Below are 24,961 nucleotides of genomic sequence, written 5' to 3' on the forward strand. Positions count from 1 at the left end.
TGGATCATACCGTTTTCGGGGCGGGATGGCAAAGTTGTAAACCTCTTTGCGAAATCACAAGATCAATGTCTTCGTGCTGCTGTTCAGGGGAAAGAATCGGGATGTCGGTCATTGAGAAGAGCGTCTCACTCGCGGCCAAATTGATTCCCACGCATTAGACCGTCGTTCAAGGATAGCGAACACTCCCGGAAAATCACTTTCATAGAGGTCGTGTTGCATGGATAGGTAGGAGTAAGCGTCGCTCCATGGAACTGTTGATGGAATCGAAGATTCTCGTCCACGAGAAAATGGAAACAGACTTCCTGCAATCACATGCAGTCGCGCACTTTGAACGACGTACTCCTCAATATTTTGAGTAACACCAAGTAGTTGCTCTTCGCGTTGAAGGCTTTCAGTTCTGGCAACCAAAACCTGTATTTCGTTAATCAATTCACACACACAATCGACAAGAGCGGTATCGAATGTAGCCTCTATGAAGGCTTGAAGCGCTGCGATCAGTCCATTTGGTATTGTAGGCGGTTCAAAGACAGGTGCCATTGAAGAGGGATGAGTGAGCTGATTGTGGAGGCTGATCAACTCAACGATCATAGTTCTTGAAAAGCCGGTTATCTCACTCAAAGCGAGTGGCAACGTAGCTCGAGCAGCAAGGAATTTGCGACCTCGGCGCTCTGTTTCATGCCTTTCTGATTGTCTGATTTGAGAATGGAGTAACAATGTTCCGATAACGGCCGCTAGAATTGCCAAGATGCCGCCAACTAGAGTCTGCCACTCAAATAAGCACTGGCTAAAATCATTGATCCAATCTCGCGGAATTCCGCATTGGAGCCGATCAGTAATGCTCACCCCGCCGCCCTCTTCAGCGCCACGCGCACAAGGTCGTTCAGCCCCGCATCCTCGCCCAGTTCCTCGACCGCTTTGGCGACGGCGGTGCTGGCGACCGCAGGTTTGAAGCCAAGGTTTTGCAAGGCCGAGAGAGCGTCGGCGCTGGCCGAGCCTGGCGGGGTATAGCCGATGTCTGCGCCCGTGCCTGCGGGTGAGACGTAGCCTGCGAGACCGCCTGCCTTGTCTTTCAACTCGTTGACGATGCGGCTGGCGAGTTTGGGGCCGACGCCGTTGGCGCGCGCGACCATCGCGGCATCGCCGTTGGCGCAGGCGCGCTGCAATTCTTCGATGGCCAGCGCCGAGAGGATGGCGAGCGCGACTTTGGACCCCACGCCTTGCACCGCTGTGAGCAGGCGGAACCATGCGCGTTCGCCCGCGCTGGTAAAGCCGATCAGGCGCTGGTCGGTCTCGCTCACCTGCATTTCGGTGTGGACGACGACTTTATCGCCGCGAATGCCAAGATGGGTGAGCGTCTTGGCCGAGCATTGCACGAGGTAGCCGACGCCGTTCACGTCAATCACGGCCCAATCGGGGCCTGTATCATCAAGAATGCCGGTAAGCTTGGCGATCATGGTTTGTTCTTATGCACTGCGCTGGGGCTCTGCGCAAGCCCGAGGCCGAAACTCACTCTTCCGGCGCTGCGCGGGCGATCATGTCCATGAAGTTGCGCGCGGCCTCACGGTCGTCCGGATCCTTGAACGCGACGTCCAGATCGGGTGCAGCGCCGAGCATATAGAGCAGCGACCACATGCCAAACCGGCGCGCGCGGTCTTTCTCGAGCCCGAAATCGACCAGCATATGTTCAACGCCTGCCTCCAGTGCGGCAGGGGTGGCGGCGGCAAGGTCGTCCGTGCCGAAATACCGGCGCATCTGGTCATCAAATTCCATGCGCCGGACTTATGGTACGCCCGCGATCAGCGCAAGCGCACAGCAAAAAGCCCGCCGGGGATGATCCCGGCGGGCCTTTGTCTGGGCTATGCCTTGCCGCTTACGAAGCGAGCTTGCGCAGCACATAGTGCAGGATGCCACCGTTCATGAAGTATTCGACTTCATTGGCGGTATCGATGCGGCACAGCGCGGTGAAGGTGAACTTCGTGCCATCGGTGCGGGTGACTTCCACTTCCACGTCCTGGCGCGGTTGCAGGCCTGCAACGCCCAGAATCGTGAAGGTATCATCACCGGTCAGGCCCAGCGAGGTTCGGCTTTCGCCTTCGCGGAACTGCAATGGCAGCACGCCCATGCCGACGAGGTTCGAGCGGTGGATACGCTCGAAGCTTTCGACGATGACCGCGCGCACACCGAGCAGGTTGGTGCCCTTGGCTGCCCAGTCACGGCTGGAACCGGTGCCGTATTCCTTGCCTGCGATCACGACCGTTGGCGTGCCAGCGTCCTTGTGCTTCATCGCCACATCGTAAACCGAGCCGACCTCCTCGCCATAGCGCGAGAAGCCGCCTTCGGTGCCGGGGACCATTTCGTTCTTGATGCGGATGTTGGCAAAAGTGCCGCGCATCATCACGTCATGGTGGCCGCGGCGCGCGCCGTAGGAGTTGAAGTCTGCCTTGGCGACCTGATGCTCCATCAGCCACTTGCCCGCGGGGCTATCGGCCTTGATCGAACCTGCGGGGCTGATGTGGTCGGTGGTGATCGAATCGCCGAGAATGAGCAGAGGCTTGGCTTCGATGATGTCGTTCACCGGAGCAGGCGTCATCGTCATGCCATCGAAGTACGGCGGGTTGGCGACATAGGTCGACCCGGCGCGCCACGAATAGGTTTCAGAGCCCGTGACGTTGATCGCCTGCCAATGCGCGTCGCCCTTGTAGACGTCAGCATAGCGGGCCTGGAACATCGCGCGGTCCATGCAACCGGCCATCGTGGTGGCGACTTCAGAGTTCGAAGGCCAGATGTCCTTCAGATAGACGTCAACACCATCCTTGCTGACGCCGATCGGCGTGGTGGTGAAGTCCTCGATCACCGTCCCCTTGAGCGCATAGGCGACCACGAGCGGTGGCGAGGCGAGGAAGTTGGCGCGCACGTCTGGCGAGACGCGGCCTTCGAAGTTGCGGTTGCCCGAGATCACGGCGGCGGCGACGAGGCCGTTGTCGTTGATCGCCTTGCTGATCGGTTCCGACAACGGGCCGGAGTTGCCGATGCAGGTGGTGCAGCCATAACCGACAAGGTTGAAGCCGACCGCATCGAGGTGTTCTTGCAGGCCTGCGCGGACGAGGTAATCGGTGACGACCTGCGATCCGGGAGCCAGCGAGGTCTTGACCCAAGGCTTGGGCTTGAGGCCAAGTTCGTTCGCCTTCTTGGCGACGAGGCCCGCCGCCACCAGCACGCCGGGGTTCGAAGTGTTGGTGCAGGAGGTGATGGCCGCAATCGTCACATCACCATCGCCGATATCGTAATCGGTGCCAGCCACGGGAACGCGCTGCTGCGCCTTCTTGTAGGTGTTGGCCATATCGGCGTTGAACACGTCATCGACTTCGGGAAGCGAGACGCGGTCTTGCGGGCGCTTGGGGCCTGCAAGCGATGGCACGACAGTGGCAAGATCGAGTTCGAGCGTCGAGGAGAAGATCGGCTCAACCGACGGGTCGATCCAGAAACCCTGCTCCTTGGCATAGGCTTCGACCAGCGCGATCTGCGCTTCTTCACGGCCCGTAAGGCGCAAGTAATCGAGCGTCTTTTCGTCAATGCCGAAGAAGCCGCAAGTTGCGCCATATTCGGGTGCCATGTTGGCGAGGGTCGCACGGTCTGCCAGCGAGAGCGAGGCAAGGCCGGGGCCGAAGTATTCAACGAAACGGCCCACCACGCCATGCTTGCGCAGCATGTTGGTGGCGGTCAGCACGAGATCGGTGGCGGTGACACCTTCCTGCAGTTCGCCCACCATCTTGAAGCCGACGACTTCGGGGATGAGCATCGATACGGGCTGGCCGAGCATTGCGGCTTCGGCTTCGATCCCGCCAACGCCCCAGCCGAGCACGCCAAGACCATTGATCATGGTGGTGTGGCTGTCGGTGCCAACGCAGGTATCGGGATAGGCGACAGTCTGGCCGTTCTGGTCAACGCTGGTCCACACCGTTTGCGCGATGTTTTCAAGGTTCACCTGATGGCAGATGCCGGTGCCGGGAGGGACGGCGTAGAAGTTGTTGAGGCTTTTCGAACCCCACTTGAGGAAATCGTAGCGCTCCATGTTGCGCTGATATTCGATTTCCATGTTCTGTTCGAAGGCCTTGGGGTGGCCGAATTCGTCCACCATGACCGAGTGGTCGATCACGAGGTTGACCGGCACCAGCGGGTTGATCTTGCTGGTATCACCGCCAAGCGTGGCAATGGCATCGCGCATCGCGGCCAGATCGACCACGCAAGGAACGCCGGTGAAATCCTGAAGCAGCACGCGCGCGGGGCGGTACTGGATTTCGTTGTTCGAGGCCGAAGGGTCCTTCTGCCAATCGACAACGGCCTTCACGTCATCGGTCGAGACGGTGAAACCGCCATCTTCGAAGCGGAGGAGGTTTTCGAGAAGCACCTTCATCGAGAAAGGCAGGCGCGAAACGTCGCCGAACTTTGCCGAGGCCTTCTTCAATGAATAGTAAGCGAACTCTTGGCCGCCGACGGTCATCGTGCTGCGGGTGCCGAGTGTATCTTGTCCGACCTGGGTCATGGCGTTGAGTCTTCCCTCCTGTCGTGGCCGTTGCTGGCAAAGTGCCGCGCGGGGAAATGCGATGGATTTTGTCCACGCAGCGCGGCGGGTAACGGCCTGAAAGCGACTGCCCGATGCGCGCAAACATGGCCCCCGTCAAGGCGCTAGTTGATGAAACACATGCGCGTAAAAACTAATTAACGCGTAATGATTATCATTAGCATAAGTTGCAGCGATCTTGCTCGAAAATGGCTCAATTCGGCAGTTCGGGCCGTGGCGCATCAGTTTTGCGCCACGTAGCATAAAGGCAGCCCGCCACGATCAGCACGACGCCGCAGACGGTCTGCAAGGTGACCGGTTCGGCAAAAGCGATCCAGCCCACCACCGCAGCCCAGAGGAACGCGGTATATTCCAGCGGAACCAGCACTTGCGCCTCGGCCCGGGCATAGGCCCAGCTGAGCAGCATCAGCGACACAGTGGACATCGCGGCCGATATCACAATCAACCCCCATGCCGCCGCGCTGGGCCAAGGCGCCCACCACCATGCGCCGATGCCGAGGAACAGGAACGATACGAGCGTTTGAAAAAAGGCGACTTCTTCAGGCCCTGCCAATTGCGCTTGCTGGCGCTGCAACACCAGATTCCACGCATAGAGCACGGCGGACACGAGAATCGCGATCAACCCTTTGACAGCATTCGCATCGATCTGGCCTTCAAACTTGCCCAAACCGATCACCGCCACACCAATGAGCGCGAGCACCGAGCCGGCAATCGCGGCGGCTTCAATCTTCTCGCCCAGCATGACGGCGGCCAGATAGAGCGCGATCAGCGGCGCGATAAACGAGAGCGCGATACCTTCGGCCAGCGGCGTGTGGACCAGCCCGTAGAAAAACAGTGTGGCCATGCAGGCCGCCACCACCCCGCGCAGGATATGGACTTTCATCGTGGCGCGCGCAGGCCAGCCCTGACGCGAGCGCAGCCAGAGTGGTGCCATAATAACCGAACCGGCCAAGCCCCGCCAGAACATGGCGGCATAAGCGCCGACCATAATCGAAGCGGCTTTCATCACGCCATCCATGATCGAGAACAGGCCCAAGCCCAGCATCGTCGCGAGGATTGGCATCAAAAGGGTGCGGGGCGCCTGCATGTGGGCGGCTTAGGCAAAGTCGGCGGCGATAGGAACCATCTTGTGTGTCAGGCATGACAGAATTCAGGCTGTGGCAAGGCGCAATGCTTGATCGCGCTTCCGGCATGGGGCAGGAACGCTGTGACAGCACCGGATTTGCATATGGCGACAGCCGTTGCGCGGAATGACAGGGATACGAACGTGAAGCGTGTGATCGACGGGACCGGCCTTTCCGGGAAACTTGGCGTCGCAATGTTGGGCCTGATGCTTGTTGCCCAACCGCTTGCTGCGCAACCTCTTGCTGTTCAGGCCAAACCCGGCGCAGCCCCTGTTGACCTGACCGCGCAAGATATGCCAACGCCCGCCGCCGTTGCAGCGCCGCAGCCGCCCGCGCCGATACCGCATTGGTCCCAGACAGATGCACAAACCCTGCTCGCCACGATCAAGGGTATTGGCGCAGAAGGTCTGTTTGCCAAGGATTACCAGCCGGATCTGCTGTCTGCGGCCATCGCCAAAGGCGAAAGCCCGGAACTGGACGCGATTGCCACGCGCCTGTTTACCTGGCTGGCCGAAGACTTGCGCGACGGACGCACGCCGATGTCTGCGCGGGTGCAGTGGTTCGCGGTCGATCCCGATCAGGACGTAAACCCGACCTCGCTGATTCTGGCTGATGCGCTGGTGCGCCGCGATGTGAAGGGCGCGCTGATGGCGCTTGCGCCAACCGTGCCCGATTATGCCGCATTGAAAGAGGCGCTGCCCAAAGCGCAAACGCCCAAGCAGGCCGCGCTGATTCGCGCCAACATGGACCGCTGGCGCTGGCTGGCCCGCGATCTGGGACGGCAATATCTGCTGACCAACGTGCCCGAACAGATGCTGCGGATCACCGTGCGCAACAAGATCATCAAGACCTACAAGGTGGTGGTCGGCAAGCCCGGCCGCACTGCAACGCCGCAACTGGCCGAAACGGTTGAGGGCGTGATCTTCAACCCGACATGGACCGTGCCGCAATCGATCGTGGTGGGCGAAGGGCTTGGCGCGCGGCTGGTGAGCAATCCCAAGCAGGCCGAGCGCGAGGGTTACAAGGTGACCAAGCTTTCCGACGGGATGATCGTGGTGGTGCAGCAGCCCGGCGATAACAATTCGCTGGGCCGGATGAAGCTCGACATGCCCAATGAGCATGCGATCTTCCTGCACGATACCCCGAGCAAAGCCGCGTTCAACCTGCCCGCCCGCGCGCTAAGCCACGGCTGCGTGCGCGTTCAAGGCGCGACCGAACTGGCGATGACAATGGCGATTCTGGGCGCCGGGATGACGCCGGACGAAGCCGTCGCGGTCCATTCGTCGAAGGAATATACCAAAGTCCCGATGACCAAGACCTTTCCGGTCTATCTGACGTATTTCACGGTGGCGCGCGACGTGACCGGGATGCTGCGCTCGTTCGCCGACATCTATGGCCGCGATGCGCCGGTGCTCGCCAGCTTTGCCCAGCCGCGCAAGGAACACACCACCCAGCGCAAGAGCACCGAGGAAGTGATCAAGCTGGATAATCCGCTTTAGAATTGCTTGTTGTAAAGTGAGGACACGGCAAAGCGTTTGTGCGCGCAAGGCGCGCTATACATCATCGGAAGAAGCGATAGAGGCCGCAAGGGCAAGCGGCCTCGTCCTGTATCCCTACAAGTGTGACCGGTGTTTTCGCTATCACCTGACCAGCCGCACCAAGGGGCGGCGTCAGCCACGGCCAGTGGTGTCGGGGAGCTGATTTGCTGTGACAAGACCTGTCAGGTCGCACTTGTTTCAGGGGTCATCCCTGCGTTCAAACTTTGGAGGGTTTCACGCAGAGACGCAGGGCAGAAGGGGAGACGCGGAGAGGGCACGTTTAGCTGCAACGCCTTATTCCCGATCAGGCCGCGCGCAATCCGGCTTTGTCATCCATTAAAAGCGGCTTTGCCGTCACGCCCGACGCCTCTGCGTCTCGACTTCTTCTCTGCGCCTCTGCGTGAACCCTTTGTCGTGCGCAGCTTCAGCCGAGGCCCAGCCTGTCGGCATAGATCAGGCGGCCGCCGGACAATTGCCACAGGGCGTAATTGAAATCAGCCTCGGCCATCGCAAAGCAGCCGTCCGAACGGCCGAGTTTGCCGAAGCGTTCCAGCATATCGGCGTTGGCATATTTTGCCGGGTGCAGCACCACGGCCCGATCCAGCACGTTGGAATTGTCAGGCGAGAGGCCACCCAGCCTTACCGATGTGCCGTATTTGCCCTTGTACCATTCGTAGGTGACATAGGCCCCGCGTGAGGTGGCAAGGCTGCCGACTTCGTTCGAGAAGGTCTTGAGAAAACCGTCATGTTCCGGATCGGAGCCGCGCCCGTGCGAGACGAGGAACGAGCGCACTTCGCCGCGTTCCAGATTGGCAAAGTGGAAGCGCGGCAGCGACGATGGCATGGCGAAATCGGCGATGGCGGCAATATCGGTACTCCACAAGGATGCGCGATGCCGCTCAACTTGTTCTTTGGCCACTTCCAGAATGCGGCGGTGCTGTTCATTGGGATAATAGACCGCTGCAGCCACGCGCGGCGGGAACACCACAGCAGCAGCGCTTGCCACTGCGCCTGCCAGTACCGTCCGTCTGTCAACCACGATGCTCATGCCCGGTCCCTATCACGCGGCATCCTTATCCAGCGTGAACGAGGGCTATTCTAGCGGATTGCAACAGGATTTCCAGTATCTGTGTCTAAGCGTTTCCGCCAAGGCGCAGGAGCGCCTTGCCGTCCACCCGCATCACCGTCCATTCGTCCATGAACTTGGCACCGAGCGACTTGTAAAAGCCGATGGAAGGTTCGTTCCAATCGAGCACCCACCATTCCAGCCGCGCGCAATCGCGCTCTATCGCCAAAGCGGCAAGGTGCGAGAGCAGCGCCTTGCCAAGGCCGCTGCCGCGCGCTTCAGGCTTGACGAACAAGTCTTCGAGATAGATCCCCGGCTTGCCTTCGAAGGTGGAGAAGTTGTGAAAGAACAAGGCGAAGCCTTGGGGCGTGCCATCAAGTTCGCCGATAACGACTTCGGCATAAGGGCGGGGACCGAAGAGCTTTTGCCCAAGGACGGCTTCATCGAAGCGGACTTCGTGGGAGAGCTTTTCATAGTCCGCCAGTGCGCGGATCAAGCTGGCGATCAGCGGCAGGTCTTCGGCAATGGCTGGGCGGATGGCGATGGTCATGGGGTGAGGCTGCCAAGTTTCTGGGTAGGCGAGCAGTTCCTACTCCGCCGCCTCGGTCGTATTTCCGGCGTCGGTCGTCGCGTTTTCCAATTCCGCGGCTTTGGCTTCGACCAGCGACACGATGTGTTCGAGCATATCTTCGGATTGCACAGTGTGGTCGGTCACGCCCGAGAGGTAGACCATGTGTTTGCCGTTGCCGCCGCCGGTGAGGCCGATATCGGTTTCGCGCGCTTCGCCGGGGCCGTTGACCACGCAGCCCAGCACAGAAAGCGAGAGCGGCGTCTTGATGTGTGACAGGCGGCTTTCGAGCGCTTCGACCGTGCGGATCACATCAAAGCCCTGCCGCGCACAACTGGGGCACGAGACAACGCGAACGCCGCGCGTGCGCAGGCCCAGCGATTTGAGGATTTCAAAGCCGACGCGCACTTCTTCTTCGGGTTCAGCCGAGAGCGAGACGCGCACGGTATCGCCGATGCCCGCCCAGAGCAGGTTGCCGATGCCGATGGAGGATTTTACCGTGCCCCCGATCAAGCCGCCTGCTTCGGTGATGCCCAAATGCAGCGGGCAATCGACCGCTTCGGCAAGGCCCATATAGGCTGCGACCGCGAGGAACACGTCGGAGGCTTTGACTGCGACCTTGAATTCATGGAAATCATGGTCTTGCAGCAGCTTGATATGATCGAGCGCGGATTCGACCAGTGCTTCGGGGCAGGGTTCGCCGTATTTTTCGAGCAGGTCTTTTTCGAGGCTGCCGGCGTTCACGCCAATGCGGATGGCGCAACCGTTGGCCTTGGCGGCGCGGACGACTTCGGCAACGCGCTGGTTGCTGCCGATGTTGCCGGGATTGATGCGCAAGCACGCCGCGCCCGCATCAGCGGCTTCCAATGCGCGCTGGTAGTGGAAATGGATGTCGGCGACGAGCGGGACGCGGGCGGCGCGGGCGATCTGGCGGAAGGCAGCGGTGCTTTCCACATCGGGGCACGATACGCGGATAAGATCGGCGCCTGCATCTTCGCAGCGGCGGATCTGGTTGATCGTGGCGACTGCATCGGAGGTGAGCGTGTTGGTCATCGTTTGCACGGTGATCGGAGCATCGCCGCCGACGGGGACCGCGCCGACCATGATCTGGCGGCTCTTGCGACGCGCGATATCGCGCCAAGGACGAATAGATGACATGAGGCTCTCTATAGAGCCAAGCTGTGACGACGGGAAGGCGCTATAGCTTTTTGGCGAACATGAATTCGGGATCGCAATGATCGCCCACCCAGAATTCGATGTCAGCCACTTTTTCGAAGCCGAAACGCCGATAAAATGCCTGTGCCTGGGGATTATCGGCATAGACCGAGAGCTGCATTTCATCGGCAGACCAGCCTTGCGCCTCTGCCTGTGCCCATTCCATCAGTCGCGCACCGTGCCCGCGCCCGATCAGATCGGGATCGGTGTAGAGCTGTTTCAGCTCCATCGGTGATTGGGCGGCCGTGTGTGTGGGCAAACCGCTAGTGCGCGCAATTTTGCAGAACGAGGCCAGCGCGCCACCTTGTTCAATCACGGCGATGCACAAATCGGGGTTGGCCAAGTCTGCCAGAACGCTGGTGACGGCGTAAACCTTTTCAAGAAACTGGCCTAAGTTTTCCGCGCTATACAGATGGCCGAATTTGACGACGAAGGCGCGGCGTCCAAGATTGGCAAGCGCGGCGGCATCGGCGGGTGTGGCGAGGCGGAGTGTCATGGGGTCCGCTTTAACGCCACGTTCTGCGTTGCGCTACGGGATCAGCCTTCCTTTTCGGCCTTAACTTTGGTGTAAGGCACGAACTGCCCCAAGCCGACCGTACCGCGCCAGAATCCGACGTTGCGATCGATCATGCGGACAATATCGACGTTGCACAATTGCGCGCCCTAGGGCGTCGTCAGCATGATATCGTCATCATCCAGCAGGCTGGCACCCGATTGGGGGCGGTTAACCCAGATCGTGCCGCCCGATTCATAGGCAATCGCAGTATCATCATAGACCCGCGTCTGCGTAACGCGGGGCAGGTAAATGCAGTTCACCGGCGCGCCCGCAACGCGGCCTTCAAGCTTTTTGGCCAAGGCCTCTTCGGGAGTGACGCGCGATTTTGCATCAGCGGCAACGCCTGCGAGAAGCAGCGATCCGGCTGTGAGACAGGCAGCGAAGGTGCGGGCAACTCTGATCATGGCGAGAATTCCTTTTCGAGTCGTTCCCTCAAGGATGCCAACCACTGCCTGAACCTTGACTGACCAGTGCGCTTTAGCCGGTGCCGCCAACGGTCAGGCCTTCAACCAGCAAAGTGGGCTGGCCAACGCCTGCGGGCACGCTTTGCCCGCCCTTGCCGCATACGCCGACGCCCTCATCAAGCGCCAGATCATTGCCGATGCCGGTGACGCGGGTGAGCACGGTGGGGCCGTCGCCGATCAGCGTCGCGCCCTTGATCGGCGCGCCCAGCTTGCCGTTTTCCACCAGATAGGCCTCGGTGCAGGAGAACACGAACTTGCCACTGGTGATATCGACCTGCCCGCCGCCAAACGACTTGGCGAAAATGCCGTTCTTCATGCGCGAGAGCAGTTCGGACGGATCGTCGTTCCCTGCGCGCATGAAGGTGTTGGTCATGCGCGGCATCGGGGCATGGGCGAATGATTCGCGGCGGCCATTGCCGGTGGGAGCCACGCCCATCAGGCGGGCGTTCAGGCGGTCCTGGATATAGCCCTTGAGGATGCCGTCCTCGATCAGCACGTTTTCCTGTGTGGGCGTGCCTTCATCATCGATGGTGAGCGACCCGCGCCGTCCGGGGATCGAGCCATCATCGACCACGGTAACGCCGGGCGCGGCCACACGTTGCCCGATACGGCCCGAAAACGCGCTGGTGCCCTTGCGGTTGAAATCGCCCTCAAGCCCGTGTCCGACCGCTTCGTGCAGCAGCACACCGGGCCAGCCAGGGCCGAGCAGCACGGTCATCTCACCGGCTGGAGCGGCAACCGATTCGAGATTGACCAGCGCTTGCGCCAGCGCCTCGTCAATCGCGCGGTTCCACGTTTCGGGCGAGAACAGATCGTCATAAAGCCGCCTGCCGCCGATGCCGAACGAGCCGGTTTCGCGGCGTCCGTCCTGTTCGGCCACGATGGAGACGTTAAGCCGGACCAGCGGGCGCACATCATGGCCGATGAAGCCATCGGCGCGCACGATTTCGACCACCGACCACGAACCCGAAAGCGAAGCGGAGACTTGCGCCACCCGCGAATCCCGCCCGCGCGCGGCGGCATCGATGGTTTCGAGCAGCTTGACCTTGGCTTCGAACGGCACGGCATCAAGCGGCGAGGCATCGGTATAGAGGTGGCGATTGTTGTTGCGCGGCGGCGGAGCGGGCTGGCCCTTGGCCGGATCGAGCAGCTTGAGCGTTTCACCCGCCCGCGCGATGGCGGCGGCGGAAATTTCGTTGGCATGGGCAAAGCCGGTCATCTCGCCCGAAACGCCGCGCAGGCCGAATCCGGCATCCCGCGAATAGTCCGCCGTTTTCAACCGGCCATCGTCAAAGCCAAAGCTCTCGCTGGCGATGAATTGCAGATAAAGCTCGCCATCGTCGCAGTTTTGCAGCGCCTCACGCGTGATGCGCTGGGCGTCATCAGGGGTGAGCAGGCCGGAGCGGTAGAGCAGCGAGCGGGGGTCTGTCATAGTCATCCCCGCTGATATAGGCGCTCAATCCGCAAAGGCCAATGCAGGCATGCGTTAGCGGAAGAAGAACAATAAATAGGGACAGTCCCCCTTTTTTGCAAAAAGGGGGACTGTCCCTATTTATTGGATTGGTTTTTGATCAGGCTGCTTGCGCGCTGTCGGCGGGGCCGCCCTTGAGGATGAAGCGCTTGTCGCAATAGCCGCATTCGACATAGCCGCGTTCATCGATTTCAAGCCAGACGCGCGGGTGGCCAAGTGCTGCGCCGCCGCGAATATCGGTGGCACCATCGCATTTGACGCGGGCGGTGTTGGTAAAGACGGTTTCAGGAGCCTGTTGCATGGCGGCAGCGCTAGCAAATGCAGCGGGCGCAGACAATTGCGTTTTGATGCGGCTTGGGGCAGGCAGCAACACCATGGACACCAGCCCCGCACTCGCCCCCGCCATCCGCATCAAAGATCTGGTCAAACGCTATGCCGCCACCGGCAAATCGGCGGGCAAGCTGGCGCTCGACGGGGTGAGCTTTGACGTGCCGCAAGGACAGATTTTCGGGTTGCTTGGCCCCAATGGTGCGGGAAAATCGACGCTGATCAATACATTGGCCGGATTGGTGATGAAAACATCCGGCTCGGTAGAGATTTGGGGCCACGATATTGATCGCGATGTGCGCAATGCCAAAGCGTCGATCGGCATCGTGCCGCAGGAAATCGTGTTCGATCCGTTTTTCACGCCCGCCGAAGTGCTGGACAATCAGGCGGGGCTTTATGGCGTGCCCAAATCGATGCGCCGCACGATGGAATTGCTGCGCGCGGTTCATCTGGAAGACAAGGCCAATGCTTATGCCCGCTCGCTTTCGGGCGGGATGAAGCGGCGTTTGCTGATTGCCAAGGCGATGGTCCATCGCCCTCCCGTGTTGGTGCTGGACGAGCCGACCGCCGGTGTGGACGTGGAATTGCGGCGTCAATTGTGGGAACTGGTCAGCGAAATGAACGCAGACGGTGTGACCGTGGTGCTGACCACGCACTATCTGGAAGAAGCCGAGGAATTGTGTGACCGCATTGCGATCATCAATCACGGCAAGCTGATTGCCAACAAGCCGACGCGAGAACTGGTGGACATGGCGCGCGAGAAAATTGTCGTGCTGACGCTGGATCGCGATGTCGCTGCTGCACCGCAACACGAATCGTTTGCAAAATGCATCAGCACTGGCCCCAGGCAGGTTGAAATAACGTATGACAAAGACCGCGTTACCGCAGGCGAAGTGATGTCATTGGTGCAGGGCCAAGGCTATGCCATCGTGGATGTTTCAACCCGCGAGGCCGATCTGGAAGACGTCTTCGTAAGCCTGACAAGCCGCCCCCGGAATTAACCCTTTTTCGGCAGTTTTGTGCTCGAAAATCAAGGCCTTCTGAGCTTGCGTTTACGCCAGCCGCCGTGTTCGAGGCGACGGATTAGGGCACCACAAGTCTTGCACGTGCCTTCATGATAGAAGCCGGTCCACTCAACCTCCTCGCGGATCGGTCGATGTCTGTTGAATAGGCAAAGGAGGCGCTTCATGATATTTAACCCGTTGCGCTTATGGCAAAAACTACGGATAATTACTTAATCTGCTGCGGGTGCGAAGCAAGCCCCTTGTGGCTTTCGTCACAATATTTCGAATTGTACCAATACCCACAGGCAGGTCTATCCAGAGGGATAGTCAACAGCTAGGGCAAGCTCCCGCGCCCACCTGGCCGGGAATGAGGATGGAGAACCGCCCATGAGCGGCGCGCAATCGATGCCCAAGGAACTGGAAGCACACGATGTTCTGATCATCGGATCGGGTGCAGCGGGGCTTACCGCCGCGCTGGTGCTGGCCGAGAAGTGTCGCGTGCTGGTGCTGGCCAAGGGCGCGTTGGATGGCGGATCGACCAATTGGGCGCAAGGCGGCATCGCCGCCGTGCTGGATGCGGGCGATACATTTGATGATCATATCCGCGATACCATGATTGCAGGCGCTGGCCTGAACCGGCGCGAAACGGTGGAGTTCGTGATCGAGAATGCGCCCGCCGCAATTCACCGGTTGAGCGACCTTGGCGTGCCGTTCAATGCCGAGGCGGGATCATTGCATCTGACGCGCGAGGGTGGCCATTCGCACCGCCGCATCGTGCATGTGGATGATGCGACGGGTGCAGCGGTGCAGAAGGCGCTGCAAAAGGCGGCAAGCGAACACCCCAACATTACGCTCCTGCCGGGCCGAACCTGCATCGATCTGATCACCGGACGGCATGAGGCGGCACGCTATTCTGGCTCTGGCCGGGTGTGGGGCGTCTATGCGCTGGATGAGGCGACGGGCCGCGTGGAAGCGCACACCGCGCGCGCGACGATCCTTGCCACGGGCGGCGCGGGCCGCGTTTACCAGTTCAGCACAGCGCCGCGCGGCGCAACCGGTGATGGCATAGCCATGGCGTGGCGGGCGGGCGCACGCGTTTCCAACATGGAGATGATGCAGTTTCACCCGACCTGCCTGTACAATCTGGACGTCAAAAACTTCCTGATCACCGAGGCGGTGCGCGGTGAAGGCGGCCGGTTGATCAATCCGCGCACGGGCAAGCGGTTCATGGAATTCTATGACGCTGAACGGCTTGAACTGGCGCCGCGCGATATTGTGGCGCGCGCGATCGATTCGGAAATCAAGAAGTTCGGCCTCGATTACGTGCATCTGGATATTAGCCATATGCCCGCCGATTTCGTGAAGGGGCACTTCCCCAACATTTACGAAAAGCTGATCGGTCTTGGCATCGATATGACCACGCAACCGATCCCGGTGGTTCCGGCGCAGCATTATACCTGCGGCGGCGTGTTGATTGATCTGGACGGACGCACCGATCTGCCGGGGCTTTATGCCGCTGGCGAATGCACCGAAAGCGGGTTGCACGGGGCAAACCGGTTGGCGTCGAATTCGCTGCTCGAATGCTTTGTGTTCGGCGATGTGGCCGCGCGCGATATCTTGCGCCGCTGGGACAGCTTCGATGCCCCGCCGCCGGTGCGCGCGTGGGACGAAAGCCGCGTGACCGATTCGGACGAAGAAGTGGTGATCAAACAGAACTGGACCGAAATCCGCCGGTTCATGTGGAATTACGTGGGCATCGTGCGCACCAACAAGCGGCTGGAGCGCGCCGCACACCGCATCCGGATGCTCAGCGGCGAGGTCAACGATTACTATGGCCACTTCCGCGTGACGACCGACCTGATCGAGCTGCGCAACTTGCTGCAAAGCGCGGAATTAATCGTGCGTTCGGCGCGGGCACGGCATGAAAGCCGGGGCCTGCATTACACGCTGGACTACCTGCAAACCGATGATGTTGCAGTCGATACGGTGATTGTGCCTTAGAGTTCTACAATCAGTCCCGCCAATCGCTCCACTTCGGCGCGGTCATGGCTGACGTAAAGGATGGGCAGACGCACTTCGTCGCGCAGGCGTTCGATCACCAGCATCACTTCCTCGCGCCGGGCGCGGTCCAGCGAGGCGAGCGGTTCGTCCATCAGCAGGAAGCGCGGGCCGCTGAGCAAGGCGCGGCCAATGGCTACGCGCTGCGCCTCGCCGCCCGATAGCGTGCGCGGCCAGCGGTCGAGCAGGTGCGCGATGCCAAGGAATGCGGCGGCGTCCTCCAGCGTCATCAGGCTGCGCCCCTCGGCCCGCGCTGCGCCATATTCAAGGTTTTGGCGCACGCGCAGGTGCGGGAACAGACGGCTATCCTGAAACACATAGCCTGCGCGGCGTTGCTGCACGGGCAGATCGATGCCAAGGTCGCTATCGAACAGCACTTGGCCTGTAAGCGCAATGCGCCCGCGATCAGGGCGGAGCAGGCCTGCGACCATGTTGAGCAGCGAGGTCTTGCCCGCGCCCGATGGTCCGAACAGCGCGGTCACGCTGCTGTCGCTGGTGAAGTTTGCGGTGACTTTGGCCTCGCCCAATTGGCGTTCGGCGCGGACTTCAAAGGACATGACCGCCCCTTCCCGTGCGCCGCGCCAGGGCTTCGGATGCCACCAGCGCGCCGAGCGAGAGCAGCACCGAGACGGCGACGAGCCGGACGACCTGGGGTTCAGCCCCCGGAATCTGGAGCGCGCTGTAGATGGCGAGCGGCAGGGTTTGCGTCTCGCCCGGAATGTTGGAGACGAAAGTAATCGTCGCGCCGAATTCGCCCAGCGAGCGCGCAAAGCCGAGCACCGCGCCTGCGATCACGCCGGGCAGCGCCAGCGGCAGGGTAATCGTGCGGAACGTGCGCCAGCGCGATGCGCCCAGCGTCATCGCGGCTTGTTCCAGTTTCGGGTCTACTGCTTCAAGCGAAAGCCGGATCGCGCGCACCATCAGCGGCAAAGCCATGACCGCAGCAGCCAGCGCCGCGCCGGTCCAGCGGAACAGGAACGTGAGGCCGAGTGTTGCCTCAAGCAGATGCCCCGCAGGCCCTTGCGGCCCGAACGCGATCAGCAGGAACCAGCCGGTGACGACGGGTGGCAGGACAAGCGGCAAATGGACCAGCGCATCGAGCAGGACTTTGCCGGGAAAGCGCCCGCGCGCCAGAGCCCATGCCATCGCAAAGGCCAAGGGCAGCGAGAGGCCCACCGCCATCGCGCTGACTTTCAGCGAGAGGCGGATAACCTCCCATTCCTCTGGCCCCGGCATCGCTTAGCGCGCACCAAAGCCGCGTCGCGCCAAGATCGCCCGGCCTTCGCGCGAGAGGAGGAAGCGGCGGAAGGCTTCGGAATCAGGGTGCGTGGATGTTTTGAGCAGGGCGATGGGATACGTGATCGGCGGATGGCTGTTGGCCGGGAACACGCCGATCACGCGCACTTTTGCCGAGGCGCGGGCGTCTGTGGCATAGACCACGCCCAAGGGGGCCGCGCCGCGCTCTACCAATGCCAGCGCCGCGCGCACGTTTTCGGCAGGGGCGATGCGGGAGGCCACCGCGCGCCAGACGCCCAGCTTTTCCAGCGCGGCTTTGCCATAGCGGCCCGCCGGAACCGCCGCAGGATCAGCCATTGCCAAGCGTCCGCTGCCCATCGCGCGGGCAAGGGGAAAACCCGGTGCGATGGAGAGTTGCGCTTTGCTTTGCACCGGCGCGATCAGGACCAGCCGGTTTTCCGTCAGCCGTGCGCGGGTGCCGGGGCGGAGCAGGGTTTTGGCCTGCGCATAGTCCATCCACTCCTCGTCGGCCGAGATGAACAGATCGGCTTTCGCGCCAGCCTCGATCTGGCGGGCGAGCGCGGAGGAGGAGGCGAACGAGAGCACCGGGCGGGGATGGCGCAGCGCGGCCCAGCGGTTGGCGGCGTCGCTCAGCGCTTCCTGCATGCTGGCAGCGGCCAGCACTAATGGCCCGCGCGCCTGCGCGTGGGCAGGCGTTGCGGGCAAAAGCACTGCCAAGGACAGCGCCAGTGCAAAACGGACGAAAGCGATCAAAGCGACTCCGGGGACAAGCTATATCCGTTGGTATACAGACAGGCTACGCCCGGACAAACCCTTCTTACCGCCCCATCAAGGTTCGTGCCTGACTGGCGACTTGCGCCAGCATGGCCGGGCCGACCGTTTGCGCGGCCTGGGCGCGGTCCACCAGCGAGCGGAACTGGCGCACCGGAACGGCATTGACCGCCAGCCAATCGGCCACGAAAGCATCGGGCGATTTGCCTTGCGAGCGCTTGAGGAAATCGAGCCGCATCTGTTCGAAATCGCGGGCGAGACCTGCGATAAGCAGACGCTCCCACGGATCGGACGGGTTCATCCGACGCGCCGCCTGTTGCGCCCAGTCCAGCCCAAGCGCCGCGCCCAGATCGGCAAAGGCTCCGGTCAGCGCGCCTGCATCGACGTTCAATTCGCCCGCGAGATGGGCAAGGCCGATGGCGCCGTCCATATCGTACAAGTGGACCAGCCGCTCGGCGATGGCGGGCGGAGTTCCGGAGGCGGCCAGCTCCTGCGCCATAAGCCGCGCCTGTGCCTGCGCCTCGCCGCGCAGCAATTGCGCGGCGGTGTGCGAGAGCAGGGCAACGCCGCCGAACAGGTCTTCCATCAGATCATCAGGACGCATGGTACCGCGCCCGGCGCGCAGCACATCGGCGATGTGGCCGCGCAAGCCGAGGGCGGCCTTTTCGAACAGGGAAAGCCGCAGCACTTCGGGGATATCGGCGGTATCGAGCATGTCCCAGGTGGTGCGCAGATCGAGCAGGCGCTCTGCCGCGACGAAGGCCGAGGCCACTTGCGCCAGCGTGCAACCTTCCTCCTCGCACAGTTCAAACGGATGGACCGGGCCGAGCCGGTTGATGATGCGGTTGGCCAGCTTGGTCGCGATGATTTCGCGGCGCAGGCGGTGATGGACAATCTCGGTTTCAAACACCTCGCGCATTTGCGGCGGGAAGGCGGCGATCAGCTCTTCTTCGAGCACCGGATCATCGACGACGGGGCTTTCCTCAAGCGCGCGTTGCAGCACCAGCTTGCTGCTGGAAAGCAGAACCGCGAGTTCGGGACGGGTCAGCCCCTGCCCCGATACCGCGCGCCGGGCGAGGTCTTCGGGTCCGGCAAGGCCTTCGGTCTTGCGATCCAGATCGCCGCCTTCTTCGAGCACATCGATCAGGCGGGACCACGACGGCATCGTGGCCGCACCGCCCCGTTCGGCGATGGACAGCGCGAGTGCCTGCAAGCGGTTGTCCTCAAGCACCAGATGCGCGACGTCGTCGGTCATCGACACCAGCAGCTCGACGCGGGCATCCTCGGTCAATTTGCCCGAGCGTTTGGCGGCGGCCAGCGCGATCTTGATGTTGACTTCGTTATCCGAGCAATCGACGCCTGCCGAATTGTCGATGAAATCGGTGTTGATACGGCCACCGAGCAGCGCAAATTCGATGCGTGCGGCCTGCGTAGTGCCAAGGTTCGCACCTTCGCCGATCACCCGTGCGCGCACTTCATTGGCCGATACGCGCAGGGAATCGTTGGAGGGATCGCCCACATCGGCGTTGTTCTGCTGGCTGCTCTTTACATAAGTACCGATGCCGCCGAACCAAAGCAGATCGACTTGCGCGCGCAGGATGGCTGATATCAGTGATTCAGGATCAAGTTCGGTTTCGGCGACACCCAGCATGGTCTGCACTTGCGGGGTTAACGGGATAGCCTTCATCGAGCGCGGATAGACCCCGCCGCCTTGCGAAATCAGGCTCTTGTCATAATCGTCCCAGCTTGAACGCGGCAAGGCAAACATCCGCGCGCGTTCGGCCCAGCTTGCCGCCGGATCGGGATCGGGATCAAGGAAGATGTGGCGGTGATCGAATGCGGCGACCACTTTGAGCGCCTTGGATAGCAACATGCCGTTGCCGAACACATCGCCCGACATATCGCCGCAACCCGCCACGCGCACCGGCTCTGCCTGCACGTCGACACCCAGTTCGAGGAAGTGGCGGCGCACCGACAGCCATGCCCCGCGCGCGGTGATGCCCATCGCCTTGTGATCATAGCCTTTTGATCCGCCACTGGCGAAAGCATCGTCGAGCCAGAAGTCGCTGGATTCGGCGATAGCATTGGCAACGTCGGAGAAGGTGGCGGTGCCTTTATCGGCGGCAACGACGAAATAGGGGTCTTCGCCATCGCGCACGACCACGGCTGCGGGATGGACCACTTTGCCCTCCACGATATTGTCGGTGATCGACAGCAGCGTGCGGATGAATACCTGATAGCTCGCCTTGCCCTCGGCCAGCCAGCCTTCGCGATCGCGCGACGGATCGGGCAAGTGCTTGGGATAGAAGCCACCCTTGGCGCCGGTGGGCACGATCACCGCATTTTTCACGCGCTGCGCCTTCATCAATCCGAGGATTTCCGTGCGGAAGTCATCGCGCCGGTCAGACCAGCGCAAGCCGCCGCGCGCGACAGGCCCGGCGCGCAAATGGATGCCTTCGACACGCGGCGAATAGACGAAAATTTCGCGCCATGGCACCGGACGCGGCAGGCCGTGGACCAATGCGGAATCGATCTTGAAGGCCATCGCCTCTGCCGCTGCGGGGGCAAAGGCATTGGTGCGCAAGATCGCCATAACCAGCGCGCGGAACTGGCGCAGCAGGCGGTCATCGTTGATTGCGGCAACGCCTGCCAGCCCTGCACGGATATGCTCTTCCGCCGCGCTGAAGGCCGCTTCACGGTCGCCTGAAAAGGCCGGATAATGGCGCGCGACAAAGGCATCGATCAATCCGCGCGTTACGGCGGGCGCGTTCTTCAGGGCCTCTACCACCGTCGGGATGCCGAAGGTCATGCCCGCCTGGCGCAGATAGCGGTAGAATGCGCGCAGCCAATTGGCCTCGAGGGCAGAAAGGCCCGTTGCCACGATCAGGCGGTTGAACGCATCGTCCTCTGCCGCGCCATTGAGCACGGCGGCGAGCGAGCCTTCGATTGTGCTGGCGCGGCTCAACAAATCGCTAACGCTGCTATCGGCAGGGTGCGCCACAAGGAAATCATGGACATAACCGAGTTTGCCGCCATCCAATGGCGTTGGCATTTCTTCCAGCACACGGAAGCCGAAGTTTTCCAGCACCGGCACCGCATCAGACAGGACGATGGCTCCTTCACGCTGATAGAGCTTCAGCCGCAGCGCTGTTTCGCTTGCGTTCTGGTGCAGCCTTGCGGCGCGGCGAGGCGCTTTGCTGCCCGAGAGCGTGCGCAACACGCGAATGTCGCGCGCGGCCTCTGCCGGACCGTAGGAATTGCGGTAGGATAGCGGGAAGGCATCGGCATAGCGCGCGGCGATGGCAGCGGCGCGCGATGGTTCTTCGGTAGTGGCCAATTCGGTTTCAACCGCGCCTGCCCAGCCGCGCACCATGGCCTGCAATTGGGCATCGAGCGCGGCTTCGTCGGGTTGGGCGGCCTGTTCGCGCACATCGAGCACAAACCGGAGCATTGCCAGCGTGCTACCTTCCACTTGCAAGGCCCAATCAAGCACTTGGGCCGCAGCGCTCGCCTCCAGCATGTGCTGGATCGCAAGGCGCACGTCTGTCGACAAGGCATCGCGCGGCAGCCACACGAACGCGAACAAGTGCCGCGCCAGCGGGGCTTGCACCAGCGCCAGCCGGGGGCGTGGCCTATCGACCAGACTCATCATCGCGGTGGCGACGCGTTCAAGATCGGCATCGGCAAAGCTGGCGAGCAGATCGTGCGGAAGCGCGGTCATCGCGTGGACCAACGCCTTTCCGGCGTGGCCGTTGGGCGAAAAGCCGAACTTTTCCATCAGCCCGGTCAACTGGCTGCGCAGGCGGGGAATACGATCCGGTGCGGCGGCCAGAGCAGCGCTGGTCCACACGCCAGCGTGGACCGATAGCGCGGTGACTTGGCCCTGTTCCAGACGCGGCACGATGAACAGATCGAGCGGCACGCGGCGATGGACGTTGGCGATGCGGTTGGCCTTGACGATCAGCGGCACGCGGCCCTGCCCGTCAATCCCGGCTTCATCAAACCAGCGGAAGGCGCGGTCATAGGAGGCAGCGGCGAGCAATTCGTCTGCGCTTGCCCGGCAGATGCCGCGCGGGTTTTCCTGGGCTCCGTTGCGCAGCCGCGTGACGCTGCCCAGTTGGGTGAGCATGCCATCGGCCAACCAGCGCAGCAGCGCCGCGCCTTCGGGATCGGCCAGATTGGTGGCATCATCGCGCATCGCGGCCTGCATTAGCGGCCAATCGGCAACGGCGGCGCGCACATCGCCCAGCGTTGCTTCCAAGGCCCCGATCAGCGCGCGGCGCTGGCGGGCATCGGCGCGCACGGTTTCAAGATAGACGATGGATTCGCGGCGTTCGCCAGCGGCATCGCCCTCGGGAAAATCGATCAGCGTGCCATCGCCATCGCGGCGGACGGCGACGACGGGGTGGACCATGCGATCAATCGCCAAGCCCTGCGCGGTGATGGTCGAGGCAATCGAATCAACCAGAAACGGCATGTCATCGTTGATCACCGCGATGCGCAAATGGCGCGTGCCGCTGGTTGAACCGCTGACGCTTTCGATGGCGATGGCAGGTTCGCTGCCCTTGCGCAGGGTGGCCGCGTTGGCGGTGAAAAGCGCGGCTTCGGCCAGACGCGCCGCATCAAAATCGCGCGCTTCATCGGGCAGGAGCGCGGCCATGAAACGGGTGATCAGGGCCTGTGCGTGCGGATGGGCAAGGTCCGGTGTGCTGGTATCTGGGGCAGCGGTGGACGATGATGGAATTGCGGACTTCGACGCCATGCGTGGGTTCCCGGCTCTCTCGTGAGGGAATATTTCCCCCTTTTGTAATTATGTGACTCGGTTTTGTATCAATTATGCTGAAGTTAATCCAGCCATTGCAAGCGGGCAAGTCCGGTTCATTGACGCGGGCCGGTTAACTTTGCGGTTGGCAATGCCTTGGCCGACTATATGTGCCGAACCATCTCGGAATTGTGAATTTTGGTGGCCAAAACGGGATCGCTTTGGGGATTATGCCCGTTGCGCAAAACATTCCGTTATGGCGAGGAGGTGAAGCAGACGAAGTTCGAGTCAGGCAGGAACCAGCCCGTGGGCGGCTTCCATCGTCAATTGCAGCGAACGCCGACGCGCGGCTTGATCAAAGATCGATGCGGCAACGACCACTTCATCGACGCCGGTGCGTTCGGCAAAGGCGGCAAGGCCTTTGCGCACGGTGGCAACGCTGCCGGTGGCGCTGACTTGCCGGACATGGGCGAGCATGGCCAGGGCCTGGGGCGGCAGGGAATCGCGGTAACCGGGAACCGGTGGTTTGAGCTTGCCGGGATTGCCCGTGCGCAAGGCCACGAAGGCCTGATCCATCGACGAGGCGAGCAGTTCTGCTTCCTCGTCAGTATCGGCGGCAACAATGTTGATCGCGGCGGCGCAATAGGGCGCAGGCAAAGTGTCGGACGGTTCGAAGCGTTCGCGGTAAAGCTTCAGCGCGGCATCGAGATGATCGGGCGCGAAGTGCGAGGCGAAGGCATAGGGCAGGCCGAGCATCGCCGCCAATTGCGCGCCGAACAGGCTGGAACCCAGAATCCAGATTTGCGGTTTGGCGCCTTTGCCCGGTGTGGCCTGTAAAGGAACGCGCGGATCGCCTGCGAACTGGGCTTGCAATTCGACCACATCGGCGGGGAAATCCTCTGCCGCACGGTTGGTATCCTTGCGCAAGGCGCGCACGATGCGTTGATCCGCCCCCGGCGCGCGGCCAAGGCCAAGGTCGATCCGCCCCGGAAACAGCGCATCCAGCGTGCCAAACTGTTCCGCGATCACCAGCGGGTTGTGATTGGGCAGCATGATCCCGCCCGACCCGATGCGGATGGTGGATGTGGCCTGCCCGATATGGGCGAGCGCCACCGAGACCGCCGCGCTGGCAATACCCTCCAGGCCGTGATGTTCGGCCACCCAATAGCGCTGGTAGCCGCAGTCTTCCGCGACTTTGGCGGCGGCGGCGGCATTATCGAGCGCCTGGCGGACCGTTCCGCCCTCAACCACGCTGACCAGATCGAGGACGGATAACTTCATGGGGTTGCAGGCTTTTCTGTAGCGAGGGGCGTTACCGATGTAGGCACAGACCCTAACTGTTCAAGGTAGCCCTTTGCAACCTTTCCGGCCTCGCCATCGGGATCGGCGGCCAGAACGGATGCCCACGATTTGCGCGCGGCCTCATCGCGGCCATCGAGAACCGCGATCACGCCTGCTTCAAGGCCGATTCCGGGATCGCGCGGGGCATATTGCACGGCGATTTCAATATCGCGCTGGGCGCGCGGCAGATCGCCATTGCGCCGGGCCAATGTGGCCGAAAGCAGCCAACCCTCGGCGTCTTCAGGCGCAAGACGGTGGACCTCGTCGAGCGCGCCGCCTGCTTCGGCCAAGCGCCCCAGGGCGACAAGGGCGCGCGACCGGTCCGCCTGGATTGCGCCAAGCGCGGCGTTATCGGCGTAATCCTTCACCGCCACGGCGCGGTCAAACCAACCGAGCGCGACGTCTGGCTTTCCGCCTGCCAAGGCCGCGTTGCCCGCCATCGCCATGAGCGGAACGGCGGCCACTTCCTGCTGTTTGGGAACACCCGCCACGCCTTGGGCAAAAGCCGCCAGCGCGCCATCGAAATCGCCTGCATTGGACAGGATCAGGCCGAGGCACTGGTTCGCCCGTACATTCTGCCCATCATCGCGGCCTTCGCTTACCCAGTTTCGCGCATCGGCCAAAGCGGCTTGCGGATCACGCGCGGCTTTGGCGATGCAGGTGGCGAGCCGGTCCGGTTTGGGACTATCGGGCTTTATCATCTCAGGCTGTGGCTCAACCTCTGCTGGCGGGCGACGACGCGGGATGGGGAGCGGCGAGAGCTGTCCGCCGCGCGACTGGTTTGGCCCGACCTGCATCAGGTGCGCCTCTTGCGCCAATTCGACAGAGAACGTCGGCGCGGGCAAATCGATCATCGC

21 protein-coding genes are annotated in these 24,961 nt (G+C 61.9%); 3 read left to right on the top strand and 18 right to left on the bottom strand.

The features are described 5' to 3' along the window. Positions 1-108 precede the first annotated feature (108 nt). The 5 genes from IP81_RS20080 to IP81_RS05745 all read right to left on the bottom strand — a co-directional run bounded on the left by IP81_RS20080 (position 109) and on the right by IP81_RS05745 (position 5,669). Entirely contained in the window at positions 109-843 is a 735-nt protein-coding gene (locus tag IP81_RS20080) for a hypothetical protein (protein WP_157573097.1), read from the bottom strand. Beyond that, complete coding sequence (gene ruvA / locus IP81_RS05730) at positions 840-1,454, bottom strand: Holliday junction branch migration protein RuvA (RefSeq protein ID WP_054107019.1); 615 nt, start codon at positions 1,452-1,454, stop codon at positions 840-842. Before ruvA ends, IP81_RS20080 begins: the two co-directional genes overlap by 4 nt. Positions 1,455-1,506: 52 nt before the next feature. After that, entirely contained in the window at positions 1,507-1,770 is a 264-nt protein-coding gene (locus tag IP81_RS05735) for a hypothetical protein (protein WP_054107020.1), read from the bottom strand. Between the two features lie 100 nt (positions 1,771-1,870). After that, positions 1,871-4,543, bottom strand: a complete 2,673-nt coding sequence (gene acnA, locus IP81_RS05740; RefSeq protein ID WP_054107021.1) for an aconitate hydratase AcnA — start codon at positions 4,541-4,543, stop codon at positions 1,871-1,873. A gap of 232 nt (positions 4,544-4,775) precedes the next feature. Further along, the gene (locus IP81_RS05745) at positions 4,776-5,669 is read right to left on the bottom strand and encodes a DMT family transporter (RefSeq protein WP_054107022.1); all 894 of its coding nucleotides are present in this window, start codon (positions 5,667-5,669) and stop codon (positions 4,776-4,778) included. Between the two features lie 141 nt (positions 5,670-5,810). Between IP81_RS05745 and IP81_RS05750 the strand changes: the two genes are divergently transcribed. Further along, entirely contained in the window at positions 5,811-7,205 is a 1,395-nt protein-coding gene (locus IP81_RS05750; RefSeq protein WP_054107023.1) for a L,D-transpeptidase family protein, read from the top strand. Positions 7,206-7,668: 463 nt separating this feature from the next. On the opposite strand, the gene IP81_RS05755 is transcribed toward IP81_RS05750, so the two are convergent. From IP81_RS05755 to IP81_RS05785, 7 genes are all read right to left on the bottom strand, one after another. After that, positions 7,669-8,292 (bottom strand): murein L,D-transpeptidase catalytic domain-containing protein, encoded by a 624-nt coding sequence (locus IP81_RS05755; protein WP_054107024.1) that lies wholly within the window; start codon positions 8,290-8,292, stop codon positions 7,669-7,671. Positions 8,293-8,377: 85 nt separating this feature from the next. After that, the gene (locus IP81_RS05760; protein WP_054107025.1) at positions 8,378-8,860 is read right to left on the bottom strand and encodes a GNAT family N-acetyltransferase; all 483 of its coding nucleotides are present in this window, start codon (positions 8,858-8,860) and stop codon (positions 8,378-8,380) included. Between the two features lie 39 nt (positions 8,861-8,899). Further along, the gene (gene ispG, locus IP81_RS05765; protein ID WP_054107026.1) at positions 8,900-10,036 is read right to left on the bottom strand and encodes a flavodoxin-dependent (E)-4-hydroxy-3-methylbut-2-enyl-diphosphate synthase; all 1,137 of its coding nucleotides are present in this window, start codon (positions 10,034-10,036) and stop codon (positions 8,900-8,902) included. A 40-nt stretch (positions 10,037-10,076) separates the two neighbouring features. After that, positions 10,077-10,589: a GNAT family N-acetyltransferase gene (locus IP81_RS05770; RefSeq protein ID WP_054107027.1), complete on the bottom strand. Its 513-nt coding sequence runs from the start codon at positions 10,587-10,589 to the stop codon at positions 10,077-10,079. A gap of 167 nt (positions 10,590-10,756) precedes the next feature. Continuing rightward, positions 10,757-11,053 (bottom strand): hypothetical protein, encoded by a 297-nt coding sequence (locus IP81_RS05775; protein ID WP_369800710.1) that lies wholly within the window; start codon positions 11,051-11,053, stop codon positions 10,757-10,759. 73 nt (positions 11,054-11,126) lie between these two features. Beyond that, complete coding sequence (gene tldD / locus IP81_RS05780) at positions 11,127-12,551, bottom strand: metalloprotease TldD (protein WP_054107028.1); 1,425 nt, start codon at positions 12,549-12,551, stop codon at positions 11,127-11,129. 133 nt (positions 12,552-12,684) lie between these two features. After that, positions 12,685-12,885, bottom strand: coding sequence for a zinc-finger domain-containing protein (locus IP81_RS05785; RefSeq protein WP_054107086.1), 201 nt, complete (start codon positions 12,883-12,885; stop codon positions 12,685-12,687). 73 nt (positions 12,886-12,958) lie between these two features. Between IP81_RS05785 and IP81_RS05790 the strand changes: the two genes are divergently transcribed. Both IP81_RS05790 and nadB read left to right on the top strand, forming a co-directional pair. Beyond that, the gene (locus IP81_RS05790; RefSeq protein ID WP_054107029.1) at positions 12,959-13,912 is read left to right on the top strand and encodes an ABC transporter ATP-binding protein; all 954 of its coding nucleotides are present in this window, start codon (positions 12,959-12,961) and stop codon (positions 13,910-13,912) included. A gap of 390 nt (positions 13,913-14,302) precedes the next feature. Further along, positions 14,303-15,916 (top strand): L-aspartate oxidase, encoded by a 1,614-nt coding sequence (gene nadB, locus IP81_RS05795; protein WP_054107030.1) that lies wholly within the window; start codon positions 14,303-14,305, stop codon positions 15,914-15,916. Here nadB and IP81_RS05800 read toward each other — a convergent pair. From IP81_RS05800 to IP81_RS05825, 6 genes are all read right to left on the bottom strand, one after another. After that, on the bottom strand, positions 15,913-16,530 hold the full coding sequence (locus tag IP81_RS05800; RefSeq protein ID WP_054107031.1) for an ATP-binding cassette domain-containing protein: 618 nt from the start codon (positions 16,528-16,530) through the stop codon (positions 15,913-15,915). The genes nadB and IP81_RS05800 overlap by 4 nt on opposite strands. Then, positions 16,520-17,209, bottom strand: a complete 690-nt coding sequence (gene modB, locus IP81_RS05805; protein ID WP_054107032.1) for a molybdate ABC transporter permease subunit — start codon at positions 17,207-17,209, stop codon at positions 16,520-16,522. Before modB ends, IP81_RS05800 begins: the two co-directional genes overlap by 11 nt. Positions 17,210-17,212: 3 nt before the next feature. Continuing rightward, a complete protein-coding gene (modA, locus tag IP81_RS05810) occupies positions 17,213-17,983 on the bottom strand; it encodes a molybdate ABC transporter substrate-binding protein (protein ID WP_054107033.1) in 771 nt (256 codons plus the stop codon). A 64-nt stretch (positions 17,984-18,047) separates the two neighbouring features. Then, positions 18,048-22,763, bottom strand: a complete 4,716-nt coding sequence (locus IP81_RS05815) for an NAD-glutamate dehydrogenase domain-containing protein (protein WP_054107034.1) — start codon at positions 22,761-22,763, stop codon at positions 18,048-18,050. Between the two features lie 288 nt (positions 22,764-23,051). After that, positions 23,052-24,044, bottom strand: a complete 993-nt coding sequence (locus tag IP81_RS05820; protein WP_054107035.1) for an LLM class flavin-dependent oxidoreductase — start codon at positions 24,042-24,044, stop codon at positions 23,052-23,054. After that, complete coding sequence (locus IP81_RS05825) at positions 24,041-24,958, bottom strand: tetratricopeptide repeat protein (protein WP_197274534.1); 918 nt, start codon at positions 24,956-24,958, stop codon at positions 24,041-24,043. The genes IP81_RS05820 and IP81_RS05825 overlap by 4 nt, the downstream gene beginning before the upstream one ends. Between the last annotated feature and the right edge of the window lie 3 nt (positions 24,959-24,961).

The organism is Novosphingobium sp. AAP83 (genome assembly GCF_001295795.1).
Lineage (GTDB): Bacteria > Pseudomonadota > Alphaproteobacteria > Sphingomonadales > Sphingomonadaceae > Novosphingobium.

What these genes read in the sequence shown, in the direction of transcription:
- IP81_RS05815 (WP_054107034.1), bottom strand. Translation starts at nt 22,763, where the DNA reads ATGGCGTCGAAGTCCGCAATTCCATCATCGTCCACCGCTGCCCCAGAT.
- ispG (WP_054107026.1), bottom strand. Translation starts at nt 10,036, where the DNA reads ATGTCATCTATTCGTCCTTGGCGCGATATCGCGCGTCGCAAGAGCCGC.
- IP81_RS05775 (WP_369800710.1), bottom strand. Translation starts at nt 11,053, where the DNA reads ATGATCAGAGTTGCCCGCACCTTCGCTGCCTGTCTCACAGCCGGATCG.
- ruvA (WP_054107019.1), bottom strand. Translation starts at nt 1,454, where the DNA reads ATGATCGCCAAGCTTACCGGCATTCTTGATGATACAGGCCCCGATTGG.
- IP81_RS05825 (WP_197274534.1), bottom strand. Translation starts at nt 24,958, where the DNA reads ATGATCGATTTGCCCGCGCCGACGTTCTCTGTCGAATTGGCGCAAGAG.
- acnA (WP_054107021.1), bottom strand. Translation starts at nt 4,543, where the DNA reads ATGACCCAGGTCGGACAAGATACACTCGGCACCCGCAGCACGATGACC.
- IP81_RS05770 (WP_054107027.1), bottom strand. Translation starts at nt 10,589, where the DNA reads ATGACACTCCGCCTCGCCACACCCGCCGATGCCGCCGCGCTTGCCAAT.
- IP81_RS05790 (WP_054107029.1), top strand. Translation starts at nt 12,959, where the DNA reads ATGGACACCAGCCCCGCACTCGCCCCCGCCATCCGCATCAAAGATCTG.
- IP81_RS05745 (WP_054107022.1), bottom strand. Translation starts at nt 5,669, where the DNA reads ATGCAGGCGCCCCGCACCCTTTTGATGCCAATCCTCGCGACGATGCTG.
- IP81_RS05760 (WP_054107025.1), bottom strand. Translation starts at nt 8,860, where the DNA reads ATGACCATCGCCATCCGCCCAGCCATTGCCGAAGACCTGCCGCTGATC.
- tldD (WP_054107028.1), bottom strand. Translation starts at nt 12,551, where the DNA reads ATGACTATGACAGACCCCCGCTCGCTGCTCTACCGCTCCGGCCTGCTC.
- modB (WP_054107032.1), bottom strand. Translation starts at nt 17,209, where the DNA reads ATGCCGGGGCCAGAGGAATGGGAGGTTATCCGCCTCTCGCTGAAAGTC.
- nadB (WP_054107030.1), top strand. Translation starts at nt 14,303, where the DNA reads ATGAGCGGCGCGCAATCGATGCCCAAGGAACTGGAAGCACACGATGTT.
- IP81_RS05820 (WP_054107035.1), bottom strand. Translation starts at nt 24,044, where the DNA reads ATGAAGTTATCCGTCCTCGATCTGGTCAGCGTGGTTGAGGGCGGAACG.
- IP81_RS05755 (WP_054107024.1), bottom strand. Translation starts at nt 8,292, where the DNA reads ATGAGCATCGTGGTTGACAGACGGACGGTACTGGCAGGCGCAGTGGCA.
- IP81_RS05735 (WP_054107020.1), bottom strand. Translation starts at nt 1,770, where the DNA reads ATGGAATTTGATGACCAGATGCGCCGGTATTTCGGCACGGACGACCTT.
- IP81_RS05800 (WP_054107031.1), bottom strand. Translation starts at nt 16,530, where the DNA reads ATGTCCTTTGAAGTCCGCGCCGAACGCCAATTGGGCGAGGCCAAAGTC.
- IP81_RS05785 (WP_054107086.1), bottom strand. Translation starts at nt 12,885, where the DNA reads ATGCAACAGGCTCCTGAAACCGTCTTTACCAACACCGCCCGCGTCAAA.
- IP81_RS05750 (WP_054107023.1), top strand. Translation starts at nt 5,811, where the DNA reads ATGGCGACAGCCGTTGCGCGGAATGACAGGGATACGAACGTGAAGCGT.